This window comes from Citrobacter sp. CRE-46, from assembly GCF_059615875.1.
In genome coordinates this window covers 2,891,919-2,916,934 of record NZ_CM184341.1, presented here as the reverse complement: position 1 = coordinate 2,916,934, position 25,016 = coordinate 2,891,919, and the positions used below count along the sequence as shown (strand labels likewise).

At 52.3% G+C, this 25,016-nt stretch carries 24 protein-coding genes; 16 read left to right on the top strand and 8 right to left on the bottom strand.

Annotation, left to right across the window (positions count from 1 at the left end):
- Positions 1-55 precede the first annotated feature (55 nt).
- The 9 genes from ttrS (at position 56) to ydhT (ending at position 8,978) form a co-directional block, all read left to right on the top strand.
- Positions 56-1,789, top strand: coding sequence for a tetrathionate respiration histidine kinase TtrS (gene ttrS / locus AC534G_RS14185; RefSeq protein WP_496594607.1), 1,734 nt, complete (start codon positions 56-58; stop codon positions 1,787-1,789).
- Complete coding sequence (gene ttrR / locus AC534G_RS14180; RefSeq protein ID WP_038640289.1) at positions 1,764-2,348, top strand: tetrathionate respiration response regulator TtrR; 585 nt, start codon at positions 1,764-1,766, stop codon at positions 2,346-2,348. Before ttrS ends, ttrR begins: the two co-directional genes overlap by 26 nt.
- A gap of 92 nt (positions 2,349-2,440) precedes the next feature.
- Positions 2,441-2,650, top strand: coding sequence for a fumarate hydratase FumD (fumD, locus tag AC534G_RS14175; RefSeq protein WP_038640291.1), 210 nt, complete (start codon positions 2,441-2,443; stop codon positions 2,648-2,650).
- A gap of 478 nt (positions 2,651-3,128) precedes the next feature.
- Positions 3,129-3,755, top strand: coding sequence for a ferredoxin-like protein (locus AC534G_RS14170; RefSeq protein WP_038640293.1), 627 nt, complete (start codon positions 3,129-3,131; stop codon positions 3,753-3,755).
- 113 nt (positions 3,756-3,868) lie between these two features.
- The gene (locus AC534G_RS14165) at positions 3,869-5,971 is read left to right on the top strand and encodes an aldehyde ferredoxin oxidoreductase (RefSeq protein WP_038640295.1); all 2,103 of its coding nucleotides are present in this window, start codon (positions 3,869-3,871) and stop codon (positions 5,969-5,971) included.
- A gap of 10 nt (positions 5,972-5,981) precedes the next feature.
- Positions 5,982-6,647 carry a YdhW family putative oxidoreductase system protein gene (locus AC534G_RS14160; protein WP_038640298.1) on the top strand — a complete coding sequence of 222 codons (666 nt, stop codon included), beginning with the start codon at positions 5,982-5,984 and terminating at the stop codon, positions 6,645-6,647.
- Between the two features lie 64 nt (positions 6,648-6,711).
- Positions 6,712-7,380 (top strand): 4Fe-4S dicluster domain-containing protein, encoded by a 669-nt coding sequence (locus AC534G_RS14155; protein ID WP_042308731.1) that lies wholly within the window; start codon positions 6,712-6,714, stop codon positions 7,378-7,380.
- Positions 7,377-8,162 carry a thiosulfate reductase cytochrome B subunit gene (phsC, locus tag AC534G_RS14150; protein ID WP_038640300.1) on the top strand — a complete coding sequence of 262 codons (786 nt, stop codon included), beginning with the start codon at positions 7,377-7,379 and terminating at the stop codon, positions 8,160-8,162. The genes AC534G_RS14155 and phsC overlap by 4 nt, the downstream gene beginning before the upstream one ends.
- Before the next feature lie 3 nt (positions 8,163-8,165).
- Positions 8,166-8,978 carry a protein YdhT gene (ydhT, locus tag AC534G_RS14145; protein ID WP_110498166.1) on the top strand — a complete coding sequence of 271 codons (813 nt, stop codon included), beginning with the start codon at positions 8,166-8,168 and terminating at the stop codon, positions 8,976-8,978.
- Positions 8,979-8,987: 9 nt separating this feature from the next.
- Here the strand turns inward: ydhT and AC534G_RS14140 are convergent, their stop codons facing one another.
- Genes AC534G_RS14140 through AC534G_RS14125 form a run of 4 tightly spaced genes read right to left on the bottom strand, consistent with a single transcriptional unit; the run spans position 8,988 to position 12,093 of the window.
- Positions 8,988-9,665, bottom strand: a complete 678-nt coding sequence (locus tag AC534G_RS14140) for an amino acid ABC transporter permease (RefSeq protein ID WP_038640304.1) — start codon at positions 9,663-9,665, stop codon at positions 8,988-8,990.
- Positions 9,655-10,440: an amino acid ABC transporter permease gene (locus tag AC534G_RS14135; protein ID WP_038640306.1), complete on the bottom strand. Its 786-nt coding sequence runs from the start codon at positions 10,438-10,440 to the stop codon at positions 9,655-9,657. Before AC534G_RS14135 ends, AC534G_RS14140 begins: the two co-directional genes overlap by 11 nt.
- Positions 10,440-11,258, bottom strand: coding sequence for an amino acid ABC transporter ATP-binding protein (locus AC534G_RS14130; RefSeq protein ID WP_110498164.1), 819 nt, complete (start codon positions 11,256-11,258; stop codon positions 10,440-10,442). Before AC534G_RS14130 ends, AC534G_RS14135 begins: the two co-directional genes overlap by 1 nt.
- Before the next feature lies 1 nt (position 11,259).
- Positions 11,260-12,093: an ABC transporter substrate-binding protein gene (locus tag AC534G_RS14125; RefSeq protein ID WP_110498162.1), complete on the bottom strand. Its 834-nt coding sequence runs from the start codon at positions 12,091-12,093 to the stop codon at positions 11,260-11,262.
- Between the two features lie 212 nt (positions 12,094-12,305).
- Between AC534G_RS14125 and AC534G_RS14120 the strand changes: the two genes are divergently transcribed.
- Complete coding sequence (locus AC534G_RS14120) at positions 12,306-13,199, top strand: LysR family transcriptional regulator (protein ID WP_110498160.1); 894 nt, start codon at positions 12,306-12,308, stop codon at positions 13,197-13,199.
- Between the two features lie 61 nt (positions 13,200-13,260).
- Here the strand turns inward: AC534G_RS14120 and AC534G_RS14115 are convergent, their stop codons facing one another.
- Positions 13,261-13,401, bottom strand: a complete 141-nt coding sequence (locus AC534G_RS14115; RefSeq protein WP_003832695.1) for a hypothetical protein — start codon at positions 13,399-13,401, stop codon at positions 13,261-13,263.
- A 332-nt stretch (positions 13,402-13,733) separates the two neighbouring features.
- Here AC534G_RS14115 and AC534G_RS14110 point away from each other — a divergent pair, with 332 nt between their 5' ends.
- Positions 13,734-15,215, top strand: a complete 1,482-nt coding sequence (locus AC534G_RS14110) for an APC family permease (protein WP_042308718.1) — start codon at positions 13,734-13,736, stop codon at positions 15,213-15,215.
- A gap of 19 nt (positions 15,216-15,234) precedes the next feature.
- Here the strand turns inward: AC534G_RS14110 and AC534G_RS14105 are convergent, their stop codons facing one another.
- Both AC534G_RS14105 and AC534G_RS14100 read right to left on the bottom strand, forming a co-directional pair.
- Complete coding sequence (locus tag AC534G_RS14105; RefSeq protein WP_038640317.1) at positions 15,235-15,933, bottom strand: cache domain-containing protein; 699 nt, start codon at positions 15,931-15,933, stop codon at positions 15,235-15,237.
- Positions 15,934-15,957: 24 nt separating this feature from the next.
- Entirely contained in the window at positions 15,958-16,683 is a 726-nt protein-coding gene (locus AC534G_RS14100; protein ID WP_110498158.1) for a FadR/GntR family transcriptional regulator, read from the bottom strand.
- Positions 16,684-16,996: 313 nt separating this feature from the next.
- On the opposite strand from AC534G_RS14100, the gene AC534G_RS14095 reads away from it, so the two are divergent.
- The 4 genes from AC534G_RS14095 to AC534G_RS14080 all read left to right on the top strand — a co-directional run bounded on the left by AC534G_RS14095 (position 16,997) and on the right by AC534G_RS14080 (position 22,096).
- Entirely contained in the window at positions 16,997-18,424 is a 1,428-nt protein-coding gene (locus AC534G_RS14095; protein ID WP_038640325.1) for a gamma-aminobutyraldehyde dehydrogenase, read from the top strand.
- Positions 18,425-18,435: 11 nt separating this feature from the next.
- Positions 18,436-18,909: an ester cyclase gene (locus tag AC534G_RS14090; RefSeq protein ID WP_110498156.1), complete on the top strand. Its 474-nt coding sequence runs from the start codon at positions 18,436-18,438 to the stop codon at positions 18,907-18,909.
- An 82-nt stretch (positions 18,910-18,991) separates the two neighbouring features.
- Entirely contained in the window at positions 18,992-20,884 is a 1,893-nt protein-coding gene (locus AC534G_RS14085; RefSeq protein ID WP_110498154.1) for a flavin monoamine oxidase family protein, read from the top strand.
- Positions 20,885-20,887: 3 nt separating this feature from the next.
- Positions 20,888-22,096 (top strand): cytochrome c, encoded by a 1,209-nt coding sequence (locus AC534G_RS14080; RefSeq protein ID WP_110498152.1) that lies wholly within the window; start codon positions 20,888-20,890, stop codon positions 22,094-22,096.
- 43 nt (positions 22,097-22,139) lie between these two features.
- Here AC534G_RS14080 and pdxR read toward each other — a convergent pair whose 3' ends face one another.
- Positions 22,140-23,615 (bottom strand): MocR-like pyridoxine biosynthesis transcription factor PdxR, encoded by a 1,476-nt coding sequence (pdxR, locus tag AC534G_RS14075; protein WP_110498146.1) that lies wholly within the window; start codon positions 23,613-23,615, stop codon positions 22,140-22,142.
- Between the two features lie 106 nt (positions 23,616-23,721).
- Here pdxR and puuE point away from each other — a divergent pair, with 106 nt between their 5' ends.
- Positions 23,722-24,984: a 4-aminobutyrate transaminase gene (gene puuE, locus AC534G_RS14070; RefSeq protein WP_110498144.1), complete on the top strand. Its 1,263-nt coding sequence runs from the start codon at positions 23,722-23,724 to the stop codon at positions 24,982-24,984.
- Positions 24,985-25,016: the final 32 nt, after the last annotated feature.

Sequence of the window (25,016 nt, the reverse complement as noted above, 5' to 3'; positions counted from 1 at the left end):
TAATTGAGTGGGACGCAACGTAGTAAGATGCCTGACGGTACTGGCGTCGCTGTGGATGCTAAGCGGCACGGTCGCGGCGCAGACATGGAACATTGGCGTGTTGGCAATGCGTGGGGAGATCTCCACACGTCAGCACTGGCAGCCGTTGGAAACCCTGTTGAATCAGCAAATTTCCGGTGAGCAGTTTCATATACAACCGCTGGATCTGCACCAGATGCAGGAGGCGGTGAATCGTGGTACGGTACAATTTGTAGTCACTAATCCGGCGCAGTTTGTGCAGCTAAACAACCGCTCTGCGTTACGTTGGCTGGCGTCATTACGTTCTACCCGGGGAGGCAAAGCCGCCAGTAACGTGATCGGTAGCGCGATTCTTGTCAGGCGCGATAGTGGGATCGCTTCCGCGCATGATCTGATCGGTAAAACGGTTGGCGCCATTGATGCTCAGGCTTTTGGCGGCTATTTGTTGGGGTATAAAGCACTTAGCGATGCCGGTCTGCGACCTGAGCGCGATTTACGCCTGACGTTTACCGGTTTTCCTGCCGATGCCTTACTCTATTTACTACGCGAAAAAGCTGTGCAGGCGGTGATTGTGCCGGTGTGTCTGCTGGAAAACATGGATGAGGAAGGGCTCATTCATAAAACGGACTTTAGGGCTGTACTCAACCATCCGACCTCGATTCCCTGTTTAACCAGTACGCCGCTCTATCCTGACTGGTCATTTGCGGCACTGCCTGCAGTGAGCGACGAGCTCGCCGATCGCGTCACACGGGTGCTGTTCAATTCTCCGCAGAATGCAACGTTTCGCTGGGGAGCGCCTGCTTCGACACGCGAAGTAGAAGCGTTGCTACGCGATGTCCGCCAGCATCCTCAGCAGCGTCAGCTCTGGCTGGACGTCAAAAGTTGGTTTATCCAGCACCAGCTCGCTATGGGGGCTGTGGCCGTTGTGCTGTTGCTACTGACGCTCAATTATATCTGGGTGATGCTGCTGGTTCGTCGTCGCGGCAGGCAACTGGAGCGGAACAGCATTCTGCTGCGCAAACAAGAACAGGCGCTGGAAACCGCTCGCCAAATGAGTGTGCTTGGCGAGATGACCTCCGGGTTTGCCCACGAACTTAATCAGCCGCTGTCGGCTATCCGCCATTATGCGCAGGGCTGTTTGATCCGCCTGCGCGGTCAGGATAAGCAGCACCCGTTGTTGCCTGCGCTGGAGAACATTGATGCTCAGGCGCAGCGGGGCGCTGATACGTTGCACAATCTGCGCCAGTGGGTCAGCCAGGCGCAGGGTAATCCGGTGATGACCGATGACTGGCGGACCGTCAACGTGCATGATGCAATTCATCACGTCTGGCAATTATTGCGCATGCCCCAGCAATTCCCGGCGGTGGCGCTGCAAACGCGTGTCGGCAAGACGTTAACGCTGACTCTGCCAAGCGTTCTGCTCGAGCAGGTGCTGGCCAATCTGGTGCTCAATGCGGCCCAGGCCGGGGCAACCACGGTGTGGTTTAGCGCTCAGCGTGAGGAGGGGGATGTGCGTATTCAGGTGCAGGATAACGCTGTCGGTATTGATGAGGCGCAGTTGTACCAGGCTTTTCAGCCGTTTATGACCACCCGTAAAGAAGGCATGGGGCTGGGATTAGCCATTTGTCAGCGGCTGGTGCGTTACGCAAATGGCGACATTGAGATCAAAAATCATCAGGCTCCTGATGAAAAAGCGGGGGCGGTAGTGACATTACATTTTAAGCAAAACCAGGAGGGAGGCCGTAGTGGCATTAATTCATCTGCTGGATGACGACATTGCCGTCACCCAGGCCTGTGCGTTTTTACTGGAAAGTCTGGGATATGAGGTATGTTGTTGGGAGCAGGGTGAAACATTCCTCGCAGGGGCAAATCTGCACCAGGTGGGCGTGCTTTTGCTGGACATGCGTATGCCGGTACTGGATGGGCACGCTGTACATGAAGCGATGCGCCAGCGAGAAAGTACGCTGGCGGTGGTGTTCCTCACCGGGCATGGTGATGTGCCGATGGCGGTTGAGCAAATGAAACGTGGAGCAGTCGATTTTTTGCAAAAGCCGGTGTCCGCCGGGCCTTTGCAGACAGCGTTAGAACACGCTTTGCAGGTTTCTCGCGCCGCCTTCTCGCGACAAGAGATCGTGGCCTGCTATCAGATGCTCACGCCAAAGGAGCGAGAGTTGGCGCAACTGGTTGCAAAAGGGTTAATGAATCGGGAAATTGCGGACGCTATGAATATTGCCGTGCGCACGGTTGAAGTTCATCGCGCGCGGGTGATGGAAAAAATGCAGGCGCGGAGCCTTGCGGAACTGGTAAATCGACTGCAGCGGATCCGATAGATTTATGACATTTGTTTGATTTTCATTGAATTTTGTCTAATTAGCCAGAGTGATATATGCTGTTGGTTTGAGTTAATGACGAGCGGGCAAATATGGGAAATCAGACCAAAGACGATGAGTTGTACCGGGAAATGTGCAGAATAGTCGGTAAAGTAGTACTGGAAATGCGCGATCTGGGACAAGAGCCAAAGCATATCGTCATTGCGGGTGTGCTGAGAACCACCCTCGCCAACCAGCGTGTAAAGCGCAGTGAACTAGAAAAACAGGCCATTGAGACCGTTATTAAAGCATTGGCCGGATAATCCATAAAAAGAGGAGGGCAGTCATTTGCGCCATCCTCTTATTCTCGTCACGTTATTCTATCAATATATATAATTTAGGACTGCAATTAGAGAAACACACATCGCTGTATATTTTGTTGTATATCGATTGATATATAAAAATATATTTGAGAGTGGAGTCACAAATATTTGCAAGCCATATGAAATATTGTTTCAAATTATCTTAATGATAATAAATCTCACTCCGCATTAATTACTTTCCTTCCGTTTTTTAATTGATGACGATCAAAACGACGGGCGCTGAATAACCACATTATCATTGTGCCTAACCCTAAAGGATTAGATTCATTTAGTTTAACCGCCGTCATTTATACGATCAGGTTAGGGCAAATATTCACGTGTTGTTGGCAACATTAGTGGCCGAATTGGCCCGATCTGTGCGTAAAAATTAGCCTTGATGTGTTGCCGCTACTGCGTTTGCGAAGAGGATGCGAAATAAATGAACCAGGTTGATCGTCCATTTTTAGATTGTGGCTTAACGCGGCTTGAATTCCTACGTATATCCGGAAAGGGTCTGGCAGGACTGACCATTGCACCCGCGTTGTTATCACTTTTTGGTTGTAAGCAGGAAGATATCGACAGCGGTACCGTTGGCCTTATCAATACGCCGAAAGGGGTGCTGGTAACGCAGCGAGCACGCTGCACTGGTTGTCATCGCTGCGAGATTTCCTGTACCAATTATAACGATGGGGCCGTTGGCACCTTCTTTTCCCGCATCAAAATTCATCGTAATTACTTCTTTGGCGATGATGGCGTCGGGTCCGGTGGCGGACTGTATGGTGATTTAAACTATACCGCGGATACCTGCCGCCAATGCAAAGATCCGCAATGCATGAAGGTCTGCCCGATTGGCGCCATTACCTGGAAGCAGGAAGACGGTTGTATTGCCGTGGACCATAAACGTTGCATTGGCTGTAGCGCTTGTACCACAGCCTGCCCGTGGATGATGGCGACCGTCAACACGGAAACGAAAAAATCCTCAAAATGTGTGTTATGCGGGGAATGCGCCAATGCGTGCCCGACTGGGGCATTAAAAATTATCGAGTGGAAAGATATTACCGTTTGATAGAGGGCAGGCATGCCTGATACGCGTCATTAATTGCCAAAAATAGCGCAGTTTTGAATAAAAAAGCTGCCTGACGGGTATATCTATTGAACCTTCTTGCAAAGGAAAACATGATGGCTAACGGTTGGACAGGTAATATTTTACGGATCAATCTCACCACGGGTAATATCACCCATGAAGATTCCAGTAAATTTAAGAAATTTATCGGTGGGATGGGCTTTGGGTATAAAATTATGTACGACGAAGTCCCGCCAGGCACCATGCCTTTTGATGAAGGGAATAAACTGGTTTTCGCCACCGGGCCATTAACGGGCTCGGGCGCACCCTGTAGTTCCCGCGTCAATATCACCTCCTTGTCAACATTTACCAAAGGTAATTTAGTCGTAGATGCCCACATGGGCGGTTTCTTCGCCGCACAAATGAAATTTGCCGGTTACGACGCCATTATTATCGAAGGTAAGTCCGCGTCGCCTGTCTGGATCAACATCAAAGACGATAAAGTCAGCATCGAAAAAGCCGATTTCCTGTGGGGCAAGGGCACGCGCGCCACAACCGAAGAGATTTGCCGCATTACCAGCCCTGAGACTTGCGTCGCCGCGATTGGCCAGGCGGGGGAAAATCTGGTACCGCTCTCCTGCATGATCAACAGCCGCAACCACAGCGGCGGCGCCGGTACTGGCGCGGTGATGGGCTCGAAAAATCTGAAGGCCATTGCGGTAGAAGGGACCAAAGGTGTCAACATTGCCGACCGCAAAGAGATGAAGCGGCTTAATGACTATATGATGACCGAGCTTATCGGTGCCAACAACAACCACGTTGTGCCGAGCACCCCGCAGGCCTGGGCAGAATACTCTTCGCCAAACTCGCGTTGGACGGCCCGCAAGGGACTGTTCTGGGGCGCGGCGGAAGGCGGGCCAATTGAAACGGGTGAAATCCCGCCGGGCAACCAGAATACCGTCGGTTTCCGTACCTATAAATCCGTGTTCGATCTCGGACCTGCCGCTGAGAAATACACGGTAAAAATGAGCGGCTGCCATTCGTGCCCGATTCGTTGTATGTCACAGCTCAATGTCCCGCGGGTGAAAGATTTTGGCGTACCGAGTACCGGTGGCAACACCTGCGTGGCGAACTTTGTGCACACCACTATTTTCCCCAATGGCCCGAAAGATTTTGACGATAAAGACGATGGGCGCGTGGTGGGAAACCTGATTGGTCTGAACCTGTTCGACGATTATGGCATCTGGTGTAACTACGGGCAGTTGCACCGTGATTTTACTTATTGCTACTCGAAAGGCGTTTTTAAGCGCGTACTGCCGGCGGAAGAGTATGCGGAGATCCGCTGGGATCAGCTGGAAGCGGGCGATCCTAATTTTATTAAGGATTTTTACTATCGGCTGGCGCATCGCGTGGGAGAACTCAGCCACCTTGCGGACGGTTCATATGCCATTGCTGAACGCTGGGATTTGGGCGAAGAGTATTGGGGTTATGCCAAGAACAAACTGTGGTCGCCGTTTGGTTTTCCTGTCCACCATGCTAACGAGGCTTCAGCGCAGGTTGGGGCGATCACCAACTGTATGTTTAACCGTGACTGTATGACGCATACCCATATTAACTTCATCGGTTCCGGTTTGCCGCTGAAATTACAGCGCGAAGTGGCGGGCGAATTGTTTGGTTCGCAGGATGCCTACGACGAAACCAAAAACTACACCCCGATCAATGCCGCGAAGATCAAATATGCCAAATGGACGTTGCTGAAAGTCTGTTTGCATAACGCGGTCACGCTATGCAACTGGGTCTGGCCGATGACGGTTTCGCCGCTCAAGAGCCGTAATTATCGCGGAGATTTGGATCTGGAAGCGAAATTCTTCCAGGCGGTTACCGGCGATGAAACCACGCAGGCGAGTCTGGATCTGGCCGCTGAACGTATCTTTACCCTGCATCGTGCCTATACGGTCAAACTGATGCAAACCAAAGATATGCGCAATGAGCACGATCTCATTTGCTCCTGGGTGTTTGATAAAGATCCGAAGATCCCGGTCTTCACCGAGGGGACCGACAAGATGGACCGGGAGGACATGCGCCTGTCACTGACGATGTTCTATCAGGAAATGGGTTGGGATCCGGAGCTGGGCTGCCCTACGCGCGAAACGCTGAATCGACTCGGACTTGAGGATGTGGCAGCCGATCTGGCGGCACAAGATCTGTTGCCAGCGTAAGGAACGCGAGATGACTAATGTGAGCAACGTTCAGGCACCCATTGAGGCGTTTCCTGATGAGGTAGATAGCCAAAAGAGACACTGGCTGCAGGCGCTACAGTCGCCTGCCGAACAGGTGAACGCGCCGCAGGTTCAGGAACCTGCCAGCCCGGAGTCGATAGTGGCGGAATTTATCCGCCAACATTCAGCATCGGGTCAGTTGGTGGCTCGCAGTGTCTTCCTGCAGCCACCGTATTCGGTTCCTGAGACTGACTTAACCGTGCTGCTGGATACCCTGTGTCAGGGCGCGAATGGGGCGGATATTACCTGTGTGCATGGCGCTGAAGAGGCGTATTTCTTTTCGACGCAAACCATGACGGCAAACTACGCCAGCATGTGTGTGCAGGTGGTGGAGAACGACATCTGTCGCGCGATTGCCGAGGCGGTACGCTTCGACTGTCAAACGTATCCACGCCCCTATAAGGTCGCCATGTTGACGCAACCGCCGTATAGCTTTGGCGATCAGCAGGTTGCAGCGGCGCTCTCGGCAATGGAAACGCACCCGGATTACGCAGATATACGCACTGTGGAATCGTCAAATGCGGAGCCTTATTTGTTCAGCGAACGTTTTATGAGTTATGGCAAAGCGTACGGCCTGTGCGAATGGTTTGAGGTTGAGCAGTATCAGAACCCCTGAATTCTTCAGGTTGATGTCATGGAATGTGTGGACGACCACTGTCACAGCATTAGAGGATAACCCGATGTCCTTCACCCGACGTAAATTTGTCATTGGCATGGGGACGGTGATTTTTTTTACCGGCCCAGGTCAAAGTTTGTTAGCAAGTCCCAGGAGCACTAAAGGCGTTCGTTATGTCATGATCCACGACGAATCACTGTGTAACGGCTGTAATATTTGCGCCCGCGCATGCAGGAAAACCAATCATGTTCCTGACCAGGGCAGCCGTTTGTCGATAGCGCATATTCCGGTTTCGGATAACGACAACGAAACGCTGTATCACTATTTTCGTCAGTCCTGCCAGCATTGTGATGATGCGCCCTGTATTGAGGTCTGTCCAACCGGCGCCTCCTGGCGAGATGAGAACGGCATTGTCCGGGTCGACACGTCTTCGTGTATCGGCTGCAGTTACTGCATAGGCGCGTGCCCTTATCAGGTCCGCTATCTCAATCCGCGCACCAAAGTGGCTGATAAATGCGACTTTTGCGCTGAATCACGTCTGGCGAAAGGTTTTCCACCGATCTGTGTTAACGCCTGCCCGGAACACGCGCTGATTTTTGGTCGTGAAGATAGCCCGGAGATTCAGACCTGGCTGCGGGAAAACAAGTATTACGAGTATCAACTTGCAGGCGCCGGGAAACCCCATCTGTATCGTCGGTTCGGTCAACATTTGATTAAAAAGGAAAATGTATGAACGCGTCGCAGAATGCCGAACAGTTTCACGCCCAGCTTGCGCAATATGTCCCTATGTTTTCTCCTGACTACTGGCCAGTGTGGCTGGTCATCGCCGGATTAATGCTGGTGGGAATGTGGCTGGTGCTGGCGCTACACGCCATGCTGCGCTTTCGTGCCGCGCATAAAGCGTCGGCAGGGCACGGTGAGAAGATCTACTTATACTCGAAGGCTGTCCGCTTGTGGCACTGGTCGAACGCGCTGTTATTTCTGCTACTTCTGGTCAGTGGACTCGTCAATCACTTCTCGGCCGTTAGCGCGTCGGTGATGAAAAGCCTGCTTACCGTACACGAAGTCTGTGGCTTTTTGCTGCTCGCCTGCTGGATTGGTTTTGTCCTGATCAACCTGATTGGCGGTAACGGACATCACTATATTATTCAGCGGCAGGGTTGGATCGGACGCGCGCAAAGACAAACGCGTTTTTACCTGTTTGGCATTATGCAGGGAGAGTCACATCCATTCCCGGCATCAAAGCGTTCGAAATTCAATCCGCTACAGCAGGCGGCCTATGTTGGCGTGATGTATGGTCTTCTGCCGCTGTTGTTGATATCGGGTCTGTTATCGCTCTATCCGGCGGTAGTCGGCGATCTGTTCCCCGGTGTGCGTTACTGGTTGTTACAGGCACATTTTGCGCTGGCAATAATCAGTTTGTTTTTCATTTTTGGGCATCTTTATCTTTGCACTACGGGCCGCACGCCGGGCGAAACCTTCAAGTGCATGGTGGATGGCTATCACCGGCATTAAGCGATGATGATTACGCGTGATGACTTACGGGCCTGGCGCGTTGGGCCCGTAATGTATCGCTGGTTTCTACGTACTTTTCCCGCCGGGGGAAGTTATGCCGATGTACATCGTGCGCTCCAGCGGGAAGGGTATATCGACTGGGCAAATAGTCTGGTGGAATACGGCTGGTCAAAATGGCGGGAAGAGGAGAGTTTTGTCCGGCAGGATATTCGCGCGATGGGAAATATTTCCCGCGTGAAAACAACGGGGGGGACCAGCAGCCCGCTGGCGAGTGCGGAAGATAATGTCAGCTTTGGCTGTGCGGATGATAACGTTAAAATCGCCAGCGCTGGCTATGCCGCGCAAATTGCCAGTGCAGGTTACAGCGTACGTATAGGCAGCGTAGGCTATAACGCGCATATCGGCAGCGCGGGCGATCGCGGGCGAATTGCGGTCGCGGGAAATTCAGCGCGTATCAGTAGCGTGGGTGACGGTACGCGCATCGCCAGTGCCGGTATGCGTGTACGCATCAGTGCACTGGGCGACAGAAATCGGATCGCCTGCAGCGGTGATTTAACCCAGCTAGCTTGTTTCGGCGCGGAATCGAAAATCGCCAATTGCGCAGACAATATCCATATTATTGCCAGCGGAGAGAACGCCGTTGTTGCCAGTACAGGCACTGTCGATTCGATAATACTCGGTCCTGGCGGATGCGCGGCGCTGGCCTATCATGATGGCGAAAGAATGCGTTTTGCGCTTGCCGTTGAAGGTGAAAAAAATATCCGGGCTGGCGTGAAATATCGGCTCAACGAAGACCACCAGTTCGTGGAATGTTGAGCCTTGAGGTCATTTTAGCGCGAATCGTCGCTGGGTGAATTTTTCCAGGCTAAAGCACAGCAGGTAATAGACCAGTCCGGTAAAGATAAAAATGGCCGCCGGATAGATTTGCACCCGGCTATTAACCTGACCGGCAACCGTCGTGAGTTCTGGCACATTGACGATAAACGCCAGCGACGTGTCCTTCAGTAGTCCAATAAAAATCCCGGTCAATGACGGCATAATGTTGCGCAGCACTTGCGGCAATAAAATAAGCCACAGGGCCTGGTACGGGCGAAAACCCTGCACCACTGCAGCTTCATATTGCCCGCCAGGTAAGGCGCTAATTCCTGCATACACCGAGTGCATCACCGAGGCGGCGGTGAACCATGCCAGCGCCAACGTCACGGTAACTGCGCCAGGCAGATCGCTTCCAGTCAGCATGGGGAGCAAATACCACATCCAGAAAATCACAAAGATTAACGGAATGCCGCGAATAAACTCGGCCCAGATAAACAGTCCTTTGCGCATCGCGCCAGGAAAACGCCAGGCGCAGCAGGCAAGAACTATCCCACCGGGCAGTGCCAGCAATGCCGCGCCGATAGCCATCAGCAAAGTAAGCAAAACGCCGCCGGGTTGGCCTTCGGTCACGCGTCCCCACAGAAGATAGTCAAGATTGTCAGTAATGACCGAAATATTAGCGATCATGCGATATGCTCCTGACGCTGAACAGACGGGCTTTTGCCCTGAACGGTTTACCTGACACAGTTTTTGGTCCAAGACGCGTAAGCAGCATACCTGACACGATACCGATGAGCAGATAGAGCACTGTTCCAACGGCAAAGGCTTCCAGTGCATGTGCGTTATAGCTCTCAATTTGCCGCACCTGATAGGTCAACTCTGCAAATCCAATACCGCTGGCAAGCGAGGAGAGCTTCATCAGGTTGAGATATTGCCCAACGATGGGCTGCCATGCGTTCGCCAGTCCCTGGGGAAGGAGAATGTGACGAAAAACCGCCCATGAGGAAAAGCCCTGGGCAATGGCCGCCTCGCGTTGTCCGGCAGAAACCGCCTGCAAACCAGAGGCAATCTCCTCGACCAAAAAGGCTGAAGTAAAAACACCCAGCCCCCAGGCAGAACAAAGAAACTCCGGCGTTAACCACCAGACGTCACCCGGCAGAACTGACCATGGGTGTTCAGCATTAATAAAGGTAATCACGTCACGGGGTAGCCAATTCCATGCGGCGAAATACCAGAACATCAGTTGCACCAGTAAAGGCGTATTGCGAAAAGCGGAGACCCACACGCCGACCACCGCGGTGGCAATGCGATTGCCTGTCAAACGTAAGCCGAGCAGTAGGAGAGCGAAGAGAGTGGCGAGCGTGACGCCTGCCAGCGTCACCCATAGCGTGGTGAGAAAACCGGAAATTATCCATTGTAGGGGTTGCCCGCTCAGCACCCCCTGCCAGTCCATTAGATGCATTATAACGGTAACTCCTGGTGTAACGGGTCGAGCACTTTTTTCAGGAAACGCTGAGTTCTGGGATGTTGTGGGCGGGTGAAGAAATCCTCCGGCGAGGCGACCTCCAGGATATCGCCGCCATCAATGAATACCACACGATCGGCAATCTCACGAGCGAAGTGCATTTCATGAGTCACGACGATCATCGTGATACCGCTGTGAGCCAGATTTTTCATCACTTGTAACACCTCGCCGATCATTTCTGGATCCAGCGCGGAGGTGGGTTCATCAAACAAAATGATTTGTGGCGATGAAGCCAGCGCGCGGGCAATGGCAACGCGCTGTTGCTGCCCGCCGGATAACTGAGCGGCATAGGCATCGGCTTTCTCGAGCAGTCCCACTTGATCCAGCAATTCGAGTGCCCGGCCTTTTGCTTCCGCTTTGTTCCAGCCGTGAACATATTCCAGCGCCAGCGCAATGTTTTGCAGCGCGGTCAGATGCGAATAGAGATTGAATTGCTGAAATACAAAACCGATACGGCTGCGTAACTGGCGTAATGAAGCGCCGCGCAACTGACTAATCGGTTTACCATCAATGAAAATTTCGCCACCGCTGAGCGACTCAAGCTGGTTGATAAGACGTATAAGAGTGGATTTTCCAGAGCCAGAAGGACCCAAAATGGTCACCACTTCACCAGGTTCAACTGCCAGGCTGACGCCGTTAAGTACGGTATGAGCGTCATACTGTTTAAACACATTGTGCAGTTTGACGCTTGCCTGACCCAATTGGGCAGAATCCGCAGCCGAAGCTGCGGAACGATGAAAAAGAGCTGAGAGCATATTACTTGGCTTCTATTTTAAAGGCGCGGGGCTGCGGGGTTTTGGTTTCAGGGCCGAACCACACATCATAAATTTTTGCTGCCTGACCAGTAGACTCCAGCTTCAAGAGTTCATCGTTGACGGCTTTTAACAGCGCGGGTTCGCCTTTTTTTACCCCCACGCCGATCTCTTCTTTACTCAGCAGGTCCGGCAAAATTTTGAAATCTGCTTTATCCGGCGCACCGCTTAACAAGCCCGCCAGGATTGTACTGTCCTGGGTGATGGCCTGCACATTACCGTTGCGTAAGGCGGTTAATGCCAGGGGGATATCGTCATAGGCCAGTACGCGCGACTGCGGGAAGCGCTGATGTAACGCCTGCTCACCGGTAGTACCTTTTACCGCGCCGATTCGCGCTTTGCTGTATTCATCGAGCTTGTCCGGGGATTTTGCTGGCACAAGGAACTGCTGGCCGGTGACAAAATAGGGCACGGAGAAATCGATCACTTGTGCACGCTCAGGTGTGATCGTGATATCCGCTACGATTAAGTCGGCTTTACCGGATTGTAATAGCGGAATACGGTTGGCCGGATTGGTGGCCACCAGCTCCAGTTTTACCCCCAGGGACTTGGCCAGCGCTTCGGCAAAATCGACGTCGTAGCCGACAATCTTATGCGTTTTTGCATCAACTGAACCGAACGGTGGATTGGCGTCGAATGTCGCCACTTTAACGACGCCGGCGGCTTTGATGTCGGCCAATTGGTCAGCCTGAGCCTGAGAAACGCTAATGCCAGAGGCCAGCAGCACGCTGAGTGCCAGAAGTGTTTTTTTAGCGCTGTGAATTTTCGTTGCCATCATTGTATGAAATCCCTGTAGTTTTTGGTTTGTGCTTTTTACGCTCCCATAACTTACGATTCAGACAAAATAAGAAAAAATTCTTATCTATATACAAAATGTTATTAGTGAAAGGGGGGAGAACAGGAGTGATGTGCGCGAACGTTGAGAAACGCTACGTGATTACCCTCATGACCTGTACCATACGTCAATAAAGTTAATGGCTGGGGACAAGCATGCTGCGTGATAATTTTAACGATCTTTATTATCTCATTATCGTCGCCCGCGAGCGGAGTTTTACGCGGGCTGCGGCAAAGCTCGGGGTCTCGCAGTCAGCGTTAAGCCATGCGATACGTGGACTCGAAGAGCGGCTGGATGTTCGACTCCTGACCCGTACCACGCGCAGCGTCGCGCCGACTGAAGCCGGAGAACGGCTCATCAACAGTATCAGTCCGCGTTTTGATGACATTGAAACGGAGCTGCTGGCATTAACCGACATCCGTCAGCGGGTGGCGGGTAACATTCGCCTTACCTTGGGTGAACATGCGTTGCAATCGACCGTCTGGCCAGCGCTGGCGCCTTTTTTGCAGGCTTATCCTGAAGTGAAAGTGGAAATGACCCTCGACAACAGCCTGACGGATATTGTGGCTGGCCGTTATGACGCGGGTATTCGTCTCGGCGAGCAGGTGGCAAAAGATATGGTTGCTGTCAGAATTGGCCCGGACTGGCGCATGGTGGTGGTCGGTTCACCCGCTTATTTTGCCCGCCATGGTAAACCACTCACCCCACACGATCTGCAAAACCATAACTGCATCAACATGCGCATGCCGACGTTGGGCGGGCTGTATGCCTGGGAATTTAGCAAAGGCGGACAAGATTTGCGCGTGCGGGTTGAAGGGCAGCTTATTTTTAACAATCTCCCCCCGCGGATTAGCGCAGCGATTGCCGGGATGGGGCTGGCATTTGTGCCGGAAGATACTGTCGAACAGGCGGTGACTGACGGTGCGCTGGAAAAAGTGCTGGAGGACTGGTGCGAACCCTTCCAGGGCTATTATATATACTACCCCAGCCGCAGGCAGCACACCGCCGCCTTTGCCAAATTGATTGAGGCTTTACGGTATACGGGCTGAAACGGGAAGGGGTGAAGGGGTAACAGGCGATAAAAAAACCGGCATTGCGCCGGTTCAGAAATCAGATTTTGCAGGCGTCGCCGCAGTCATTATCAGCAATAATTTCCTGCGCTTTCTTATCTGCATCTTCCAGACGTTCAGCATTACGCTCTTGCGCTTCTTCCAGTCCATCAAAGACCAGATTATCGAGATCAATTTCCATCATTCACCTGCTCAGGTTCAGCGTTTAACATCACACTATTATATTGCAAAAATGTTGCTTAACAGCAGCGATTATTGCTACTTAGCCCCGAACTTAAATCAGATGCGCATATTTTTCCGCCAGCGTAGCCCACGGTTGGCGGCTGCGAAGATCCATTGGTCATAAATACTGCTAAATGCCAGCGCTTTCTACCATTTTGCCCTCACTTTTTCATTAACGTGACATGCGATCATTTTTAACAACTCCGCGACAAAATCACTATACATATAACTTAATATCTTTTATACATTAATTGTTCAACCCTGCGACTATTCCACAAAAGAGAAAGATATATGGAACAGACACCTGATAAGAAAAACGATAATTTTCAGAAAGATGGCAAAGAACAGTTCAATCGCTCAATCGGTTTAATTTCTAATTTCGCGTTGGGGTTTACCTACCTTTCGCCGCTCACTGCCGTCTATTCGCTGTTTGCGCTGGCTGTAACGCTGGCGGGGCCGCCCGCAGTATGGTGGATTTTAATCGTCGCATGTGGCCAGCTTTTAGTGGCGTTGGTATTTGGCGAGGTCGCTTCCCAGTATCCGATAACCGGTGGACTGTATCCCTGGGCGAGAAGATTATGGGGCAAGAAATATGCCTGGATTGCCGCCTGGATTTACCTGTGGGCGCTGGTGGTCACCATTACGTCAATTGCGGAATATACCTCGACGTTTGTTGAGTCACTGTTTCACTATGGCCAAACGCCTGCCACCATGTTGCTGACGTCTGTCCTGCTACTGCTGTTGATGATGGCTGTTAACATGTCCGGGACCAAAAACCTGGCCAGAGTCGCCAAAATTGGCTTCTGGTGTGAAATTGTCAGCGTGATTGCGCTGGGAATTTACCTGCTGATCTTTCACCGTTCTCAGCCTTTCTCCGTCATCTTCGACTCGATGGGCGTGCTTGCTCAGGACGGAAGCTACTCCACCGCGTTTATGTCCGCTGCGCTGATGGGGCTGTTTATGTTCTTTGGCTTTGAAGCCTGCGGTAACGTAGCGGAAGAGGTGCAGAACCCGAGCAAAAAGATCCCGGTCGCGATGATTTTAAGCATCGTATTTGGCGCAATTTCCGCCATCATTTCCGTGATGGGTTATCTGCTGGCTTCACCGAATCTGGTCAGTATCGTGAATGGTAAAACGTCCGATCCAATCCCCGCCATTCTCAATGAAGCCCTGGGAGAAACCGGCGCAACTATCTTTATCATCGTCGCGATTGTGGCGATGTTGTCGTGCATTTTGTCTCTACAGGCTGCGTTAAGCCGTCTTATTTTTTCGTTCTCTCGCGACAGAATGCTGCCGGGAAGTGAATGGATGTCCAAAATCTCGAAAAACGGCGTTCCGGATAATGCGATGGTCGTCAGTTGCTTGCTGCCGGTGATCATCTGCGTTTGGGTCTATTTCCAGCCAGACAACCTGTCGCGTATTACCGCGTTTGCCGTAATCGGTATTTATATCTCGTTCCAGATGGTCGTACTTGCCGCGTTGCGTCAGCGTCTGAAGGGCTGGAAACCGGCCGGGGAGTGGACCATTGGCGGTTGGGGCGTGATTGTAAACGTGCTGGCCTTAGCCTATGGATTATGCGGGATCTGGTTGCTGGCCCAACCAGCAGACAGCAGCGATTTCATTGATCGTTGGACAGTGCTGTTCGGCCTGGCGATTGTCGTTGGATCGGGGCTTATCTATATGTTCCTGACCCGACCGTTTGGGCGCTCTGCGGCGCCGGAAAACGACGCCATTGCTTACGCCAATAAGCTCAATATGGGGCAGGACAACTAAAACAAGGGCCTTCGGGCCCTTAGTTTTGATAGTGATAAAGGATAAAGTAGTCGCTCTGATATACCACGGTGCTGTTGGCGGGCGACAGTAACTCACCCACGCGAAAGCGTGGCCAACTGGAGAAGATAATCCTGTTTTCCAGATTGGTCAGTATGACATAGTCAGGATGAGCGCAGGAGAGCAGTTCGGCTTCGATTTGGCTGACCAGCAGATCGACGGCGGCGACGCCAAGGAACTGATCGTTGTAGTAGACCGGCACTGCCGAAGTCAGGGTATAGGAGATATTGCAGATATAATCGACGTACGGGCCGTGGATATAGGCTTTGCCTGCCGGTGGCGAATGTTTAAACCACTCGAAGGTTCTGAAATCCAGTCGTTGCTGCGTGGCCTGATCCAAATCGAGATGCGCCTGGCTCAAACCATTATCTTTCTTATACCACCACTCCAAAAGCCAATACTCTTTGGTGGTGGCGGTGCTCTCTATATGGCTGGCAAATCCGGCTCCAGAGCAGTAATGGTTGTCATTGAGCGTACGCTTAATATGCTGTTGAACGGTAGATCGCACAGAGGGATCGAGGACAACCTCGGCCGAAGCTTTCTGTATCCCGGCAATCGCCTCATGGATGCTCCTCGCCAGCGCCACGGTAGAATCTACCGTAGAGACAGTAATATCATCAATTTTACGGATTAATGCGCTTAAAGATGTCGAAGAGCTCATTGTCTGTCCTACCTTCACGGATTGTCAGTTCGAGTTATATTTCAGCTTTTTTTCGATAAGGTAATAGGTAAAGGTGTCGATGATCCGCGTGGCAAGCTGTACTGATTCCGTCTCGTTGTGGGCGGCCAGCGCATCGGCCAGTGCTGAATAAAGCGCGATAATTTCGGCATGAATGCTGTCCGTGCGATAGAGGATCGCCACCAGCGATGCCCATTCAGCTTGCACCTGAAGCTCCTGGTTCGCCAGCCGTGCCGAATGTGAACTGGCGGCTATTGCCAGCAGGCATCGCATATCGGCCTGGGTCATCAGCTCAGGTGATTTTGCCTGTCTGAGCACCTCAACAAACTCGCGAAATTTGGCGATATCCGCGCCGGTCATTCGTCTGGAAGCAAGTCTTGCGCTATGGCTAATGATGGCGCAATGCATTTCCCCCAGATCCGAAAGATAATCGGTACTGATCGCTTTGAACGGATGCAGGGGGCTATTTTTGCCATCAATATTTTCGCAAACGAAGCTGCCACCATTACGGCCACGAACAGTATGGATAAGATTATTAGCCCGAAGCGTGTTTAGCGCTTCTCTGATAGTGATATGTGAGACACCCATCATCTTTGCCAAATCAGTTTCGTTGGGCAGCTGTTCTTTCGGCTCCAACAATCCCGTGATAATGGCATTTGAAAGGCGTTGCACTATCTGGTCTGAACGACTGACCTGCCCGATAGGCGCAAATATGACCGCGTGAGTAATCATAATCTTTTCTGCACTCAATTCCCTGAAACAACGACCCTTTCTAACACATGCCTGCTGGGCAAGGAAGGTAAGAATGGCCGCGTTATTTTACATGCCCATGCGCAAAAGCTGCCGCACAGACGGATGTGTGTCCCAATAACCATTGGAGCTGCGCGCGCCGCGTCAGCTAACAATGACAAGCCTTCCTCTGAATAATGTAAAGAACAAGTTAAAAATGAGAGGCTTATCATAGTGTCAATGTTGCGTATTTGAAAAGTTTTTACAATATATATATTACATAAGATTCTTTATGTATTAACGGGTGGAGACAGACATGAAAACCCTGAAGCATTTTATTAATGGGCAATATGTAGCAGGCGGCAGCGAAGAGACCTTCGAACTGGTGAGTCCGGTCGACGGTGAAACGTACGCATTATCTCCTAATGCCAGCGCGGCAGAGGTGGAGCAGGCTTACTCTGCTGCTGAAGCGGCGTTTAGCATCTGGAGAAAATCGACACCGGCCCAGCGACAAATAGCGTTATTGCGCCTGGCGGACGAAATAGAACGCAACGTGGAGCGACTGGTCAATGCCCAGAGCCAGGAGACGGGCCAGCTTCGCCATTTTATTGAGAAGGAAGAGATCGCGGCATCCTGCGATGCCATCCGTTTTTTTGCCGGGGCTGCGCGTTGTCTTGAAGGCAAGGCAGCAGGCGAATATTCCGCTGGATTTACCTCGACTATTCGCCGGGAACCGCTGGGTATTGTCGGGCAAGTTACGCCGTGGAATTACCCATTTATGATGGCGGTATGGAAGATTGCACCGGCACTGGCGGCGGGTAACACGGTAGTGTTAAAGCCAAGCGACACCACCCCGGTCAGTACGCTGCTGTTGGCGGAACTGGCGGCACCCTTGTTCCCGAGAGGGGCGTTTAACGTGGTTTTAGGCAAAGCCAGTACCGGTTCTCTGGTGGTCTCAAACCCGAAAGCCTCACTGGTTTCGATTACCGGTTCGGTCCGCGCAGGTCTGCAGGTTGCGGCCTCGGCAGCGGCGAACCTGACCCGGGCGCATCTGGAATTGGGTGGGAAGGCGCCCGCGGTGGTATTTGCTGATGCGGATATGGACAAGGCGGTTGCGGCGATTGTCACGGCTGGCTTTTTCAATGCCGGGCAGGACTGCACGGCGGCCACGCGTATTCTGGTCGAACAGTCCATCTACGCTGAATTCCTGGAAAAACTGGTACAAAAAACAAAGAGTATTAAATTTGGGCCGCCAGAAGACCAGGATGCGCTGTATGGCGCATTGAATAGCCGGAATCAACTGGAACAAGTGAAAGGCTTTATTGAGCGTTTACCGGCGCATGCAAAAATTGAGACCGGCGGGCGCGCCGGATCTGGCCCTGGCTTCTATTTTGAGCCGACGATCGTCTCTGGTCTGCAACAGCACGATGAAGCTATCCAGCATGAAGTATTTGGTCCAGTAATGACTATTCAGCCGTTTTCTGACGATGAAGATGCATTACTTAAGGCCAATGATGTGGAATATGGTCTGGCGGCGAGCGTCTGGACCAGCAATCACAGTCGCGCGCAGCGCTTTTGCATTGACCTTGATTTTGGCACGGTATGGATTAACAGCCATATTCCCCTGTGCGCCGAAATGCCGCACGGCGGCTTCAAAAAATCAGGTTATGGCAAAGATCTCTCATCTTATTCACTCGAGGAATACACTCGGGTGAAACATATCATGTGCGACATTTCTGAATAGAGAGGGTGGTGATGAAAACATTAAAAGTGGCGGTGCTTTCATTGGTGATGCTCTCGGGCTATAGCCTGGCAGAAAGTACCTCGCTGAATACCGTGAACGAGTATATGGCGGCGTGGAATGCGCATGATGCTTCGCGAGCGGCTCAATATCTTGCAGATGATGCTGTCTATTATGATGCCGCCGCGGGAGAACCGATTACCGGCAGGGAAAAAGCAGAAAAAGAAGTTATTGGGGCCTTTATTAAGGCGGTCCCGGATCTGACCTGGAAAATGATCGGTAAACCCGTTTATGACGAGGATACCGTGGCTTTTTGTTGGCAGTTCTCAGGAAAAAATAGTGGTGAATGGGCAGGGAGCCCACCGACAAATAATCTGATAAGATTTGAAGGTGTTAGCTATATTCATGTTAAAGCAGGAAAAATCACCTGGCAGGGTGATTATTATGATTCTAAGAAACTGGATGAAGAATTAAAGCCAGTGAAATAGATGGCGATCCCCTTTTTGCTGAGAAGGGGATGCCTCTTATTTGTGTCGTGTTAAGGGCAGTGTAGCAATAAGGAAAAAGTTAATGGCAATTACCCGACGTGATTTTCTCAACGGCGTCGCGGTGACCGTTGCGGCGGGGCTTACCCCGCTGGAATGGGTCAGGGCGGCAGGGAAGGAAAACGCATTTATAGATGGAAGTTATTATCCGCCTGCGCTGACGGGGCTGCGGGGCAATCATCCTGGATCGTTTGAAATGGCGCATGCCGTGGGCCGTGAGCATAAACATTTTGATTTAAACGCCTTGCCTATTGAGGAAGAGTACGATTTGGTGATTGTGGGCGGCGGTATTAGCGGCCTGGCTGCCGGTTGTTTCTGGCGTCAACTTGCCGGACAAAAGAGCCGGATTTTGATCCTCGATAATCATGACGATTTTGGAGGACATGCCAAACGGAATGAGTTTACCAGCTCGGGCAAGAAACTACTCGGCTATGGCGGCAGCGAAGCATTCCAGTCTCCGGCGCATAATTTCAGTTCCGAAGTGCAAAAGCTGATGGAAACCGTGGGCGTCAGCGTCACGCGGTTGAAAGAGAGTTTTGACGTAAACTTCTATCCCGACTGGCAGCTCAGTCGCGGCGTTTTCTTCGATAAAAAGAATTTTGGCGAAACAAAAATCGTCAGCGGCGATCCGGGACGGGCGGTATCTGATGATATTCCGCCGGACAGACTGAATGGACGCAAGATCGAAGACTTTATCAATGATTTTCCGCTAAGCGAGAACGACAGAAAAGCGTTAATCGATCTGCATGTACATCCTGCGGACTACCTTCCGGGTATGACGATTGATGAGAAAACTGAATGGCTGGATACTCACAGCTACAGTGAGTTTCTGGCGACAAAAGTCGGTTTGAGCAAAATGGCGCTGCTCTATTTTCAGCAGCGTTCTAACGACTTCTTTGCCATTGGCATTGAAGGGATTTCCTGTAGCGATGCCCGGGCGTGCGCCTTACCGGGTATGGAAGCGCTGGGATTACCCCCGCTGGACGGAGAGTCGCTGGCAGACCTCGAAGAGCCGTATGTTTACCATTTTCCGGATGGAAATGCCGGTCTGGCCCGACTGCTGGTCAGGTATATGCTACCGGATGCGCTACCGGGTACCACCATGGAGGACTCGGTCCTCGCCAGACTGCATTATGAAAAACTGGACCTGCCGGAAAACACCACGCGTCTGCGCCTGAACAGCACAGTAATTAACGCCGCCAACGTACCGGATGGCGTGGTTGTCAGCTATCTGCGGGACGGAAAAATGCATCGCGTTCGTGGTAAGAACACCATTATGGCGGGTTATAACATGCTGATTCCGTATCTGGTGCCAGAGATGCCGGAACAGCAGCAGGCGGATCTCAAACTGAACGTGAAAGCGCCGCTGGTATACACCAACGTGGTGGTTAAAAACTGGCAGGCATTTAAACAGCTTGGCGTGCATGAATTTTACTCTCCGGCAGCACCTTACAGCCGGGTTAAGCTCGACTATCCGGTCAGCATTGGCGGGTATCAACACCCAGCCTCACCGGACGATCCGATGGTGATTCATATGGTCTACGTCCCCACGTATCCTGGCAGTAACCTCTCGGCCAGAGAGCAGTTCCGTTTGGGGCGGGCCTATTTGCTGGGAACGACATTTGCGGCGCATGAAGAGATGATTCGCGCCCAGTTGCAGGAGATGTTTGGCGCAACAGGCTTTGATAATCAACGCGATATTGCCGCCATTACGGTTAACCGCTGGGCGCATGGCTATGCCTATTACCCTAACTCGTTGTTCGACGATATGGACAAAATGCCCGAGATTATCGAGCGGGCGCGCAAGCCAGTCGGTCGTATTGCCATTGCTAACTCCGATTCTGACTGGGGGGCATATGCTCATACGGCGATCGATCAGGCATGGCGAGCGGTTAATGAACTCAAGGAGATGGGGTGATCTATGCGTAATGTAACCGTTCTTGCCGCCTGTTTATTTACCGCCACGGTTTCTGCGGCTGAAACTCATGGCGAATACATCGCGAGGATTTCTGACTGCGTAGCCTGTCACACGACGGAAGGTGGCGCGGCGATGGCAGGGGGCAAAAAGTTTCCCACTCCGCTTGGGGATATTTATTCGACCAATATAACTCCAGATAAGACACAGGGGATTGGTAGCTACGCATACGAGGATTTTGAAAAGGCGGTACGTCAGGGGATTGCCAAAGATGGTCATCCGCTTTATCCCGCCATGCCTTATCCCTCTTACGCGAAGCTTTCTGACGAGGATGTTCAGGCGCTGTACCGCTATTTTATGCATGACGTCACGCCGTCGGCACAACCCAATAAAGAGAATGCCATTCCGTGGCTACTCTCCGCCCGCTGGCCGCTGCATATCTGGAACTGGTTGTTTACCGACGCGCCAGAGACGGCTGTTGCGAGCGCGAAAACGGATGAAAACGCGGCCCTGCTAAAACGAGGCGCTTATCTGGTGGAAGGCCCGGGCCACTGCGGATCATGCCATACACCGAGAGGTGTGGCGATGAACGAAAAAGCGTACAGCAATGCCGATCCCGAGTATCTGAGCGGCGCGATGATCGACGGCTGGTATGCGCCGTCGCTGCGGGGCACCGGAATGTCGGAGTCGGAGTTAAAATCGCTGTTGCTGACCGGTAAAAGTAAACATGCCGCGGTTTCTGGTTCGATGGCTGAAGTCGTTACGCAAAGTACACAGTATCTGACGGACGAAGATGCCACGGCGATCGCACAATATCTGCTGAGCCTGAAAAGTACGAAGCCTGAAGCGGGGCGTACCGCAGCGACTACGGCATCCTGGTCGAATTCAGCCGAGGCGGGCAAAGTGACCTATAACCGCTACTGCTCAACGTGTCACGGTCTGGAAGGCAAAGGTACGGATGATAATGCACCTTCGTTGATCCGCAATCCGCTGGTGATGGTGGATGACCCGACGCCGCTGTACAGAGTGATTGCCTATGGCGCAGAAACCCCGACAACGCGGGGCAGCGTCTCCTTTAAGATGCCAGCCTACGGCGGCATGTTAAGCGACAACGAAATGCGCGACGTAATTAACTACGTGCGTAAAAGTTGGGGCGAAGGGAATGGTGAAGTAAGCCAGCAGGATCTGGCTGGCGTTAAAAAAGCGTCACATTAAACAGCATGCCGGATAAGGTGCGAGCACCGCTATCCGGCAGTGCTTATACGGCGTTTTCCCTGATAATAGCCGCGAGTCGGGTAAACGCCGCCGCCATTTCATGTTCTTCAATACTGGCAAACCCCAGCAGCAGGCCGCTGCATTTCTTTTCATTCACGTAGTAACGAGACAGCGGACGCACCAGCAGATCTTGCGCGTTCGCCTGCTGAGCAATGGCGACGTCATCACTTCCGGCGGGTAGCTGTAAAATCATATGCAGCCCGGCGTTGCTGCTAAAGGCGCCAAGATATTGCTCACCAAGTTGGCGGGTAATAAGTTCCACCAGCATCTGGCGACGACGACTGTACAGCTGGCGCATTTTTCGAATATGCGCCGCGTAGTATCCCTCGCGGATAAACTCCGCCAGCGCGGCCTGAATCAATAAATGTCCGCCGCGATAGAGGTCGTTATGAACCTTTTTAAGCGGCGCGGCTAGTGGTTTGGGCAGTACTACATATCCGAGTCGCAGTGCGGGATAAAGTGTCTTACTGAATGTTCCGATGTAGATAACCGGCGTCTCTTCCTCCAGTCCCTGTAATGACGGAATAGGCTGCCCGGAAAAGCGAAACTCGCTATCGTAATCATCTTCTATTATCCAGCTTCGCGTTTCACGGGCGCGCAAGAGAAGCTGTTGCCGACGGCTAAGACTCATTACCGAACCGAGCGGATACTGATGTGACGGTGTCACAAAAATCAGCTTCGGTGCGGGTTCTGTTGGGCCTGGCGGAATCATACCTTGCTCATCAACCGGGATTGCCGAAAAGTGAACCGCGTTGATGCGTAGAATGTTTTTTATCCCCCAATAGCCTGGCTCCTCAATCCAGGCACTGTCACCCGGATTGCACAACGCACGCGTTACCAGATCCAACGCCTGGTGAATACCTTCAGTAATCAGAATTTGATCAGGCGAACAACGTACACCCCGGGCGGTGCGCAGATAGTCTGCCAGCGCTTCTTTCAATTCACTCACCCCGCCTGCGGCATCGTAAGTGAGAAACGCCGGGCGCAGTCGCCTTGCCAGCCGATCCTGGATTTTTTTGAGCACCCGATGAGGAAAATGCTGAACATCAGGCACGCCAGGAATAAAGGCTCCCCATTGCCGGGGACTGGCGCTGGCATGCCCCAGCAGTTCAAGGCAGCGGGCAGATAAGCGGGTGTGATCCTCAAGCGCAACAGCCACTGGCTCTTTGTTGGGGCGGAGGTCGAGATTGTCGAGCACGCTGTCGCTAACGAAGGTGCCGCTGCTGGTGCGCGCAGAGATATAGCCTTCGGCCTGCAACTGCTCGTAAACCCGCAAGACGGTGTTTCGCGATAACGTCAGTTCGCCCGCCAGATCCCGCGAGGGAGGCATGCGGGTAGCCGGTTTCAGGCTGCCCTCAAGGATGCAACTACAGATGGCGGCATACAGGCGACGATGTAATTTTTCATCTGTCTGCTGGCTAAATGCTTGCTTGATCACATCTCCGGCAAGTGAACGCATTTGGATCCTTAAAATAAAACGATTTGGCTCTCGATTAAAGTACCAGATGGCGTCTAAATTTAAAGGGTAATTCAACTGAAATGTATTTATGGACAAGGTGTAGAGAATGAACAATAAAAACCTGCAACAACGTCGTCTGGATGCCACCCCGCGTGGCGTGGGTGTGATGTGTGATTTTTACGCCCAGTCGGCAGAAAACAGCACGATTACCGATATTGAGGGTAATCAGTATATTGATTTTGCCGCCGGGATTGCCGTGCTGAACACCGGGCACCGTCATCCTCGTCTGGTGCAGGCAGTCGAAGCGCAACTGCAGGCTTTTACCCACACGGCTTATCAGATTGTGCCGTACGAAAGCTATGTGTCTCTGGCTGAGAAAATCAACGCCGTTGCGCCGATTGACAGTAAACGCAAAACCACATTCTTCACTACTGGCGCAGAAGCCGTGGAAAATGCGGTGAAAATCGCCCGCGCGCATACCGGTCGTCCCGGAGTTATCGCTTTTGGCGGCGGTTTTCATGGACGTACTTACATGACGATGGCGCTGACCGGCAAAGTAGCGCCCTATAAAAAAGGGTTCGGCCCGTTCCCGGGTTCCGTTTACCATGCGCCATATCCTTCTGAGTTGCAGGGTGTCTCCACGGCGGATTCGCTAAAAGCGATTGAACGCCTGTTTAAAGCCGACATCGATCCAACTCAGGTTGCGGCGATTATCTTCGAACCGGTCCAGGGCGAAGGCGGTTTCGTGGTGGCGCCGTCGGAGTTTGTTGCCGGGATCCGCCGTATCTGTGATGAGCATGGCATCGTGATGATTGCCGATGAGGTGCAAAGCGGTTTTGCGCGTACGGGGAAACTGTTTGCGATGGATCACTACGCCGACAAAGCGGACCTGATGACGATGGCAAAAAGCCTTGCGGGTGGGATGCCGCTGTCTGGCGTGGTAGGCAAGGCAGAAATTATGGATGCGCCTGCGCCGGGTGGTCTGGGTGGTACCTATGCCGGCAACCCGTTGTCGATTGCGGCGGCGCATGCGGTACTGGATATTATTCGTGATGAGCAGTTGTGCCAACGAGCAGCGGCTCTCGGCGAACAACTGCGCGCCACCCTGACTGACGCGCAAGGATGGTGCCCTGAGCTGGCCGAAGTGCGCGGCTTAGGCTCAATGGTTGCTGCTGAATTTTGCGATGCAGCGACGGGGGAGCCCAGCGCTGCCGTCGCGCAACGCGTGCAGAAGAAAGCCCTTGAGCAGGGATTGCTGCTGTTAACCTGTGGCCAGTACGGCAACGTTATTCGTTTCCTTTACCCGCTGACAATTCCGCAGGATCAGTTTGCCAAAGCGCTCGATATCATTAAAGCTGCGACGAAATAGTTTAGCCACTCAGTATCAACAAAAGCCGACGG

Excerpts from the sequence above, each read along its gene's own strand:
- fumD (WP_038640291.1), top strand. The coding sequence starts at position 2,441 with ATGGGAAATCAGACCAAAGACGATGAGTTGTACCGGGAAATGTGCAGA.
- AC534G_RS14165 (WP_038640295.1), top strand. The coding sequence starts at position 3,869 with ATGGCTAACGGTTGGACAGGTAATATTTTACGGATCAATCTCACCACG.
- AC534G_RS14100 (WP_110498158.1), bottom strand. The coding sequence starts at position 16,683 with ATGATTACTCACGCGGTCATATTTGCGCCTATCGGGCAGGTCAGTCGT.
- AC534G_RS14090 (WP_110498156.1), top strand. The coding sequence starts at position 18,436 with ATGAAAACATTAAAAGTGGCGGTGCTTTCATTGGTGATGCTCTCGGGC.
- AC534G_RS14140 (WP_038640304.1), bottom strand. The coding sequence starts at position 9,665 with ATGATCGCTAATATTTCGGTCATTACTGACAATCTTGACTATCTTCTG.
- AC534G_RS14170 (WP_038640293.1), top strand. The coding sequence starts at position 3,129 with ATGAACCAGGTTGATCGTCCATTTTTAGATTGTGGCTTAACGCGGCTT.
- pdxR (WP_110498146.1), bottom strand. The coding sequence starts at position 23,615 with ATGCGTTCACTTGCCGGAGATGTGATCAAGCAAGCATTTAGCCAGCAG.
- AC534G_RS14120 (WP_110498160.1), top strand. The coding sequence starts at position 12,306 with ATGCTGCGTGATAATTTTAACGATCTTTATTATCTCATTATCGTCGCC.
- AC534G_RS14135 (WP_038640306.1), bottom strand. The coding sequence starts at position 10,440 with ATGCATCTAATGGACTGGCAGGGGGTGCTGAGCGGGCAACCCCTACAA.
- ydhT (WP_110498166.1), top strand. The coding sequence starts at position 8,166 with ATGATGATTACGCGTGATGACTTACGGGCCTGGCGCGTTGGGCCCGTA.
- phsC (WP_038640300.1), top strand. The coding sequence starts at position 7,377 with ATGAACGCGTCGCAGAATGCCGAACAGTTTCACGCCCAGCTTGCGCAA.
- AC534G_RS14110 (WP_042308718.1), top strand. The coding sequence starts at position 13,734 with ATGGAACAGACACCTGATAAGAAAAACGATAATTTTCAGAAAGATGGC.
- AC534G_RS14080 (WP_110498152.1), top strand. The coding sequence starts at position 20,888 with ATGCGTAATGTAACCGTTCTTGCCGCCTGTTTATTTACCGCCACGGTT.
- AC534G_RS14095 (WP_038640325.1), top strand. The coding sequence starts at position 16,997 with ATGAAAACCCTGAAGCATTTTATTAATGGGCAATATGTAGCAGGCGGC.
- puuE (WP_110498144.1), top strand. The coding sequence starts at position 23,722 with ATGAACAATAAAAACCTGCAACAACGTCGTCTGGATGCCACCCCGCGT.
- AC534G_RS14130 (WP_110498164.1), bottom strand. The coding sequence starts at position 11,258 with ATGCTCTCAGCTCTTTTTCATCGTTCCGCAGCTTCGGCTGCGGATTCT.
- AC534G_RS14105 (WP_038640317.1), bottom strand. The coding sequence starts at position 15,933 with ATGAGCTCTTCGACATCTTTAAGCGCATTAATCCGTAAAATTGATGAT.
- AC534G_RS14115 (WP_003832695.1), bottom strand. The coding sequence starts at position 13,401 with ATGGAAATTGATCTCGATAATCTGGTCTTTGATGGACTGGAAGAAGCG.
- AC534G_RS14160 (WP_038640298.1), top strand. The coding sequence starts at position 5,982 with ATGACTAATGTGAGCAACGTTCAGGCACCCATTGAGGCGTTTCCTGAT.
- AC534G_RS14155 (WP_042308731.1), top strand. The coding sequence starts at position 6,712 with ATGTCCTTCACCCGACGTAAATTTGTCATTGGCATGGGGACGGTGATT.
- AC534G_RS14085 (WP_110498154.1), top strand. The coding sequence starts at position 18,992 with ATGGCAATTACCCGACGTGATTTTCTCAACGGCGTCGCGGTGACCGTT.
- ttrS (WP_496594607.1), top strand. The coding sequence starts at position 56 with ATGCTAAGCGGCACGGTCGCGGCGCAGACATGGAACATTGGCGTGTTG.
- AC534G_RS14125 (WP_110498162.1), bottom strand. The coding sequence starts at position 12,093 with ATGATGGCAACGAAAATTCACAGCGCTAAAAAAACACTTCTGGCACTC.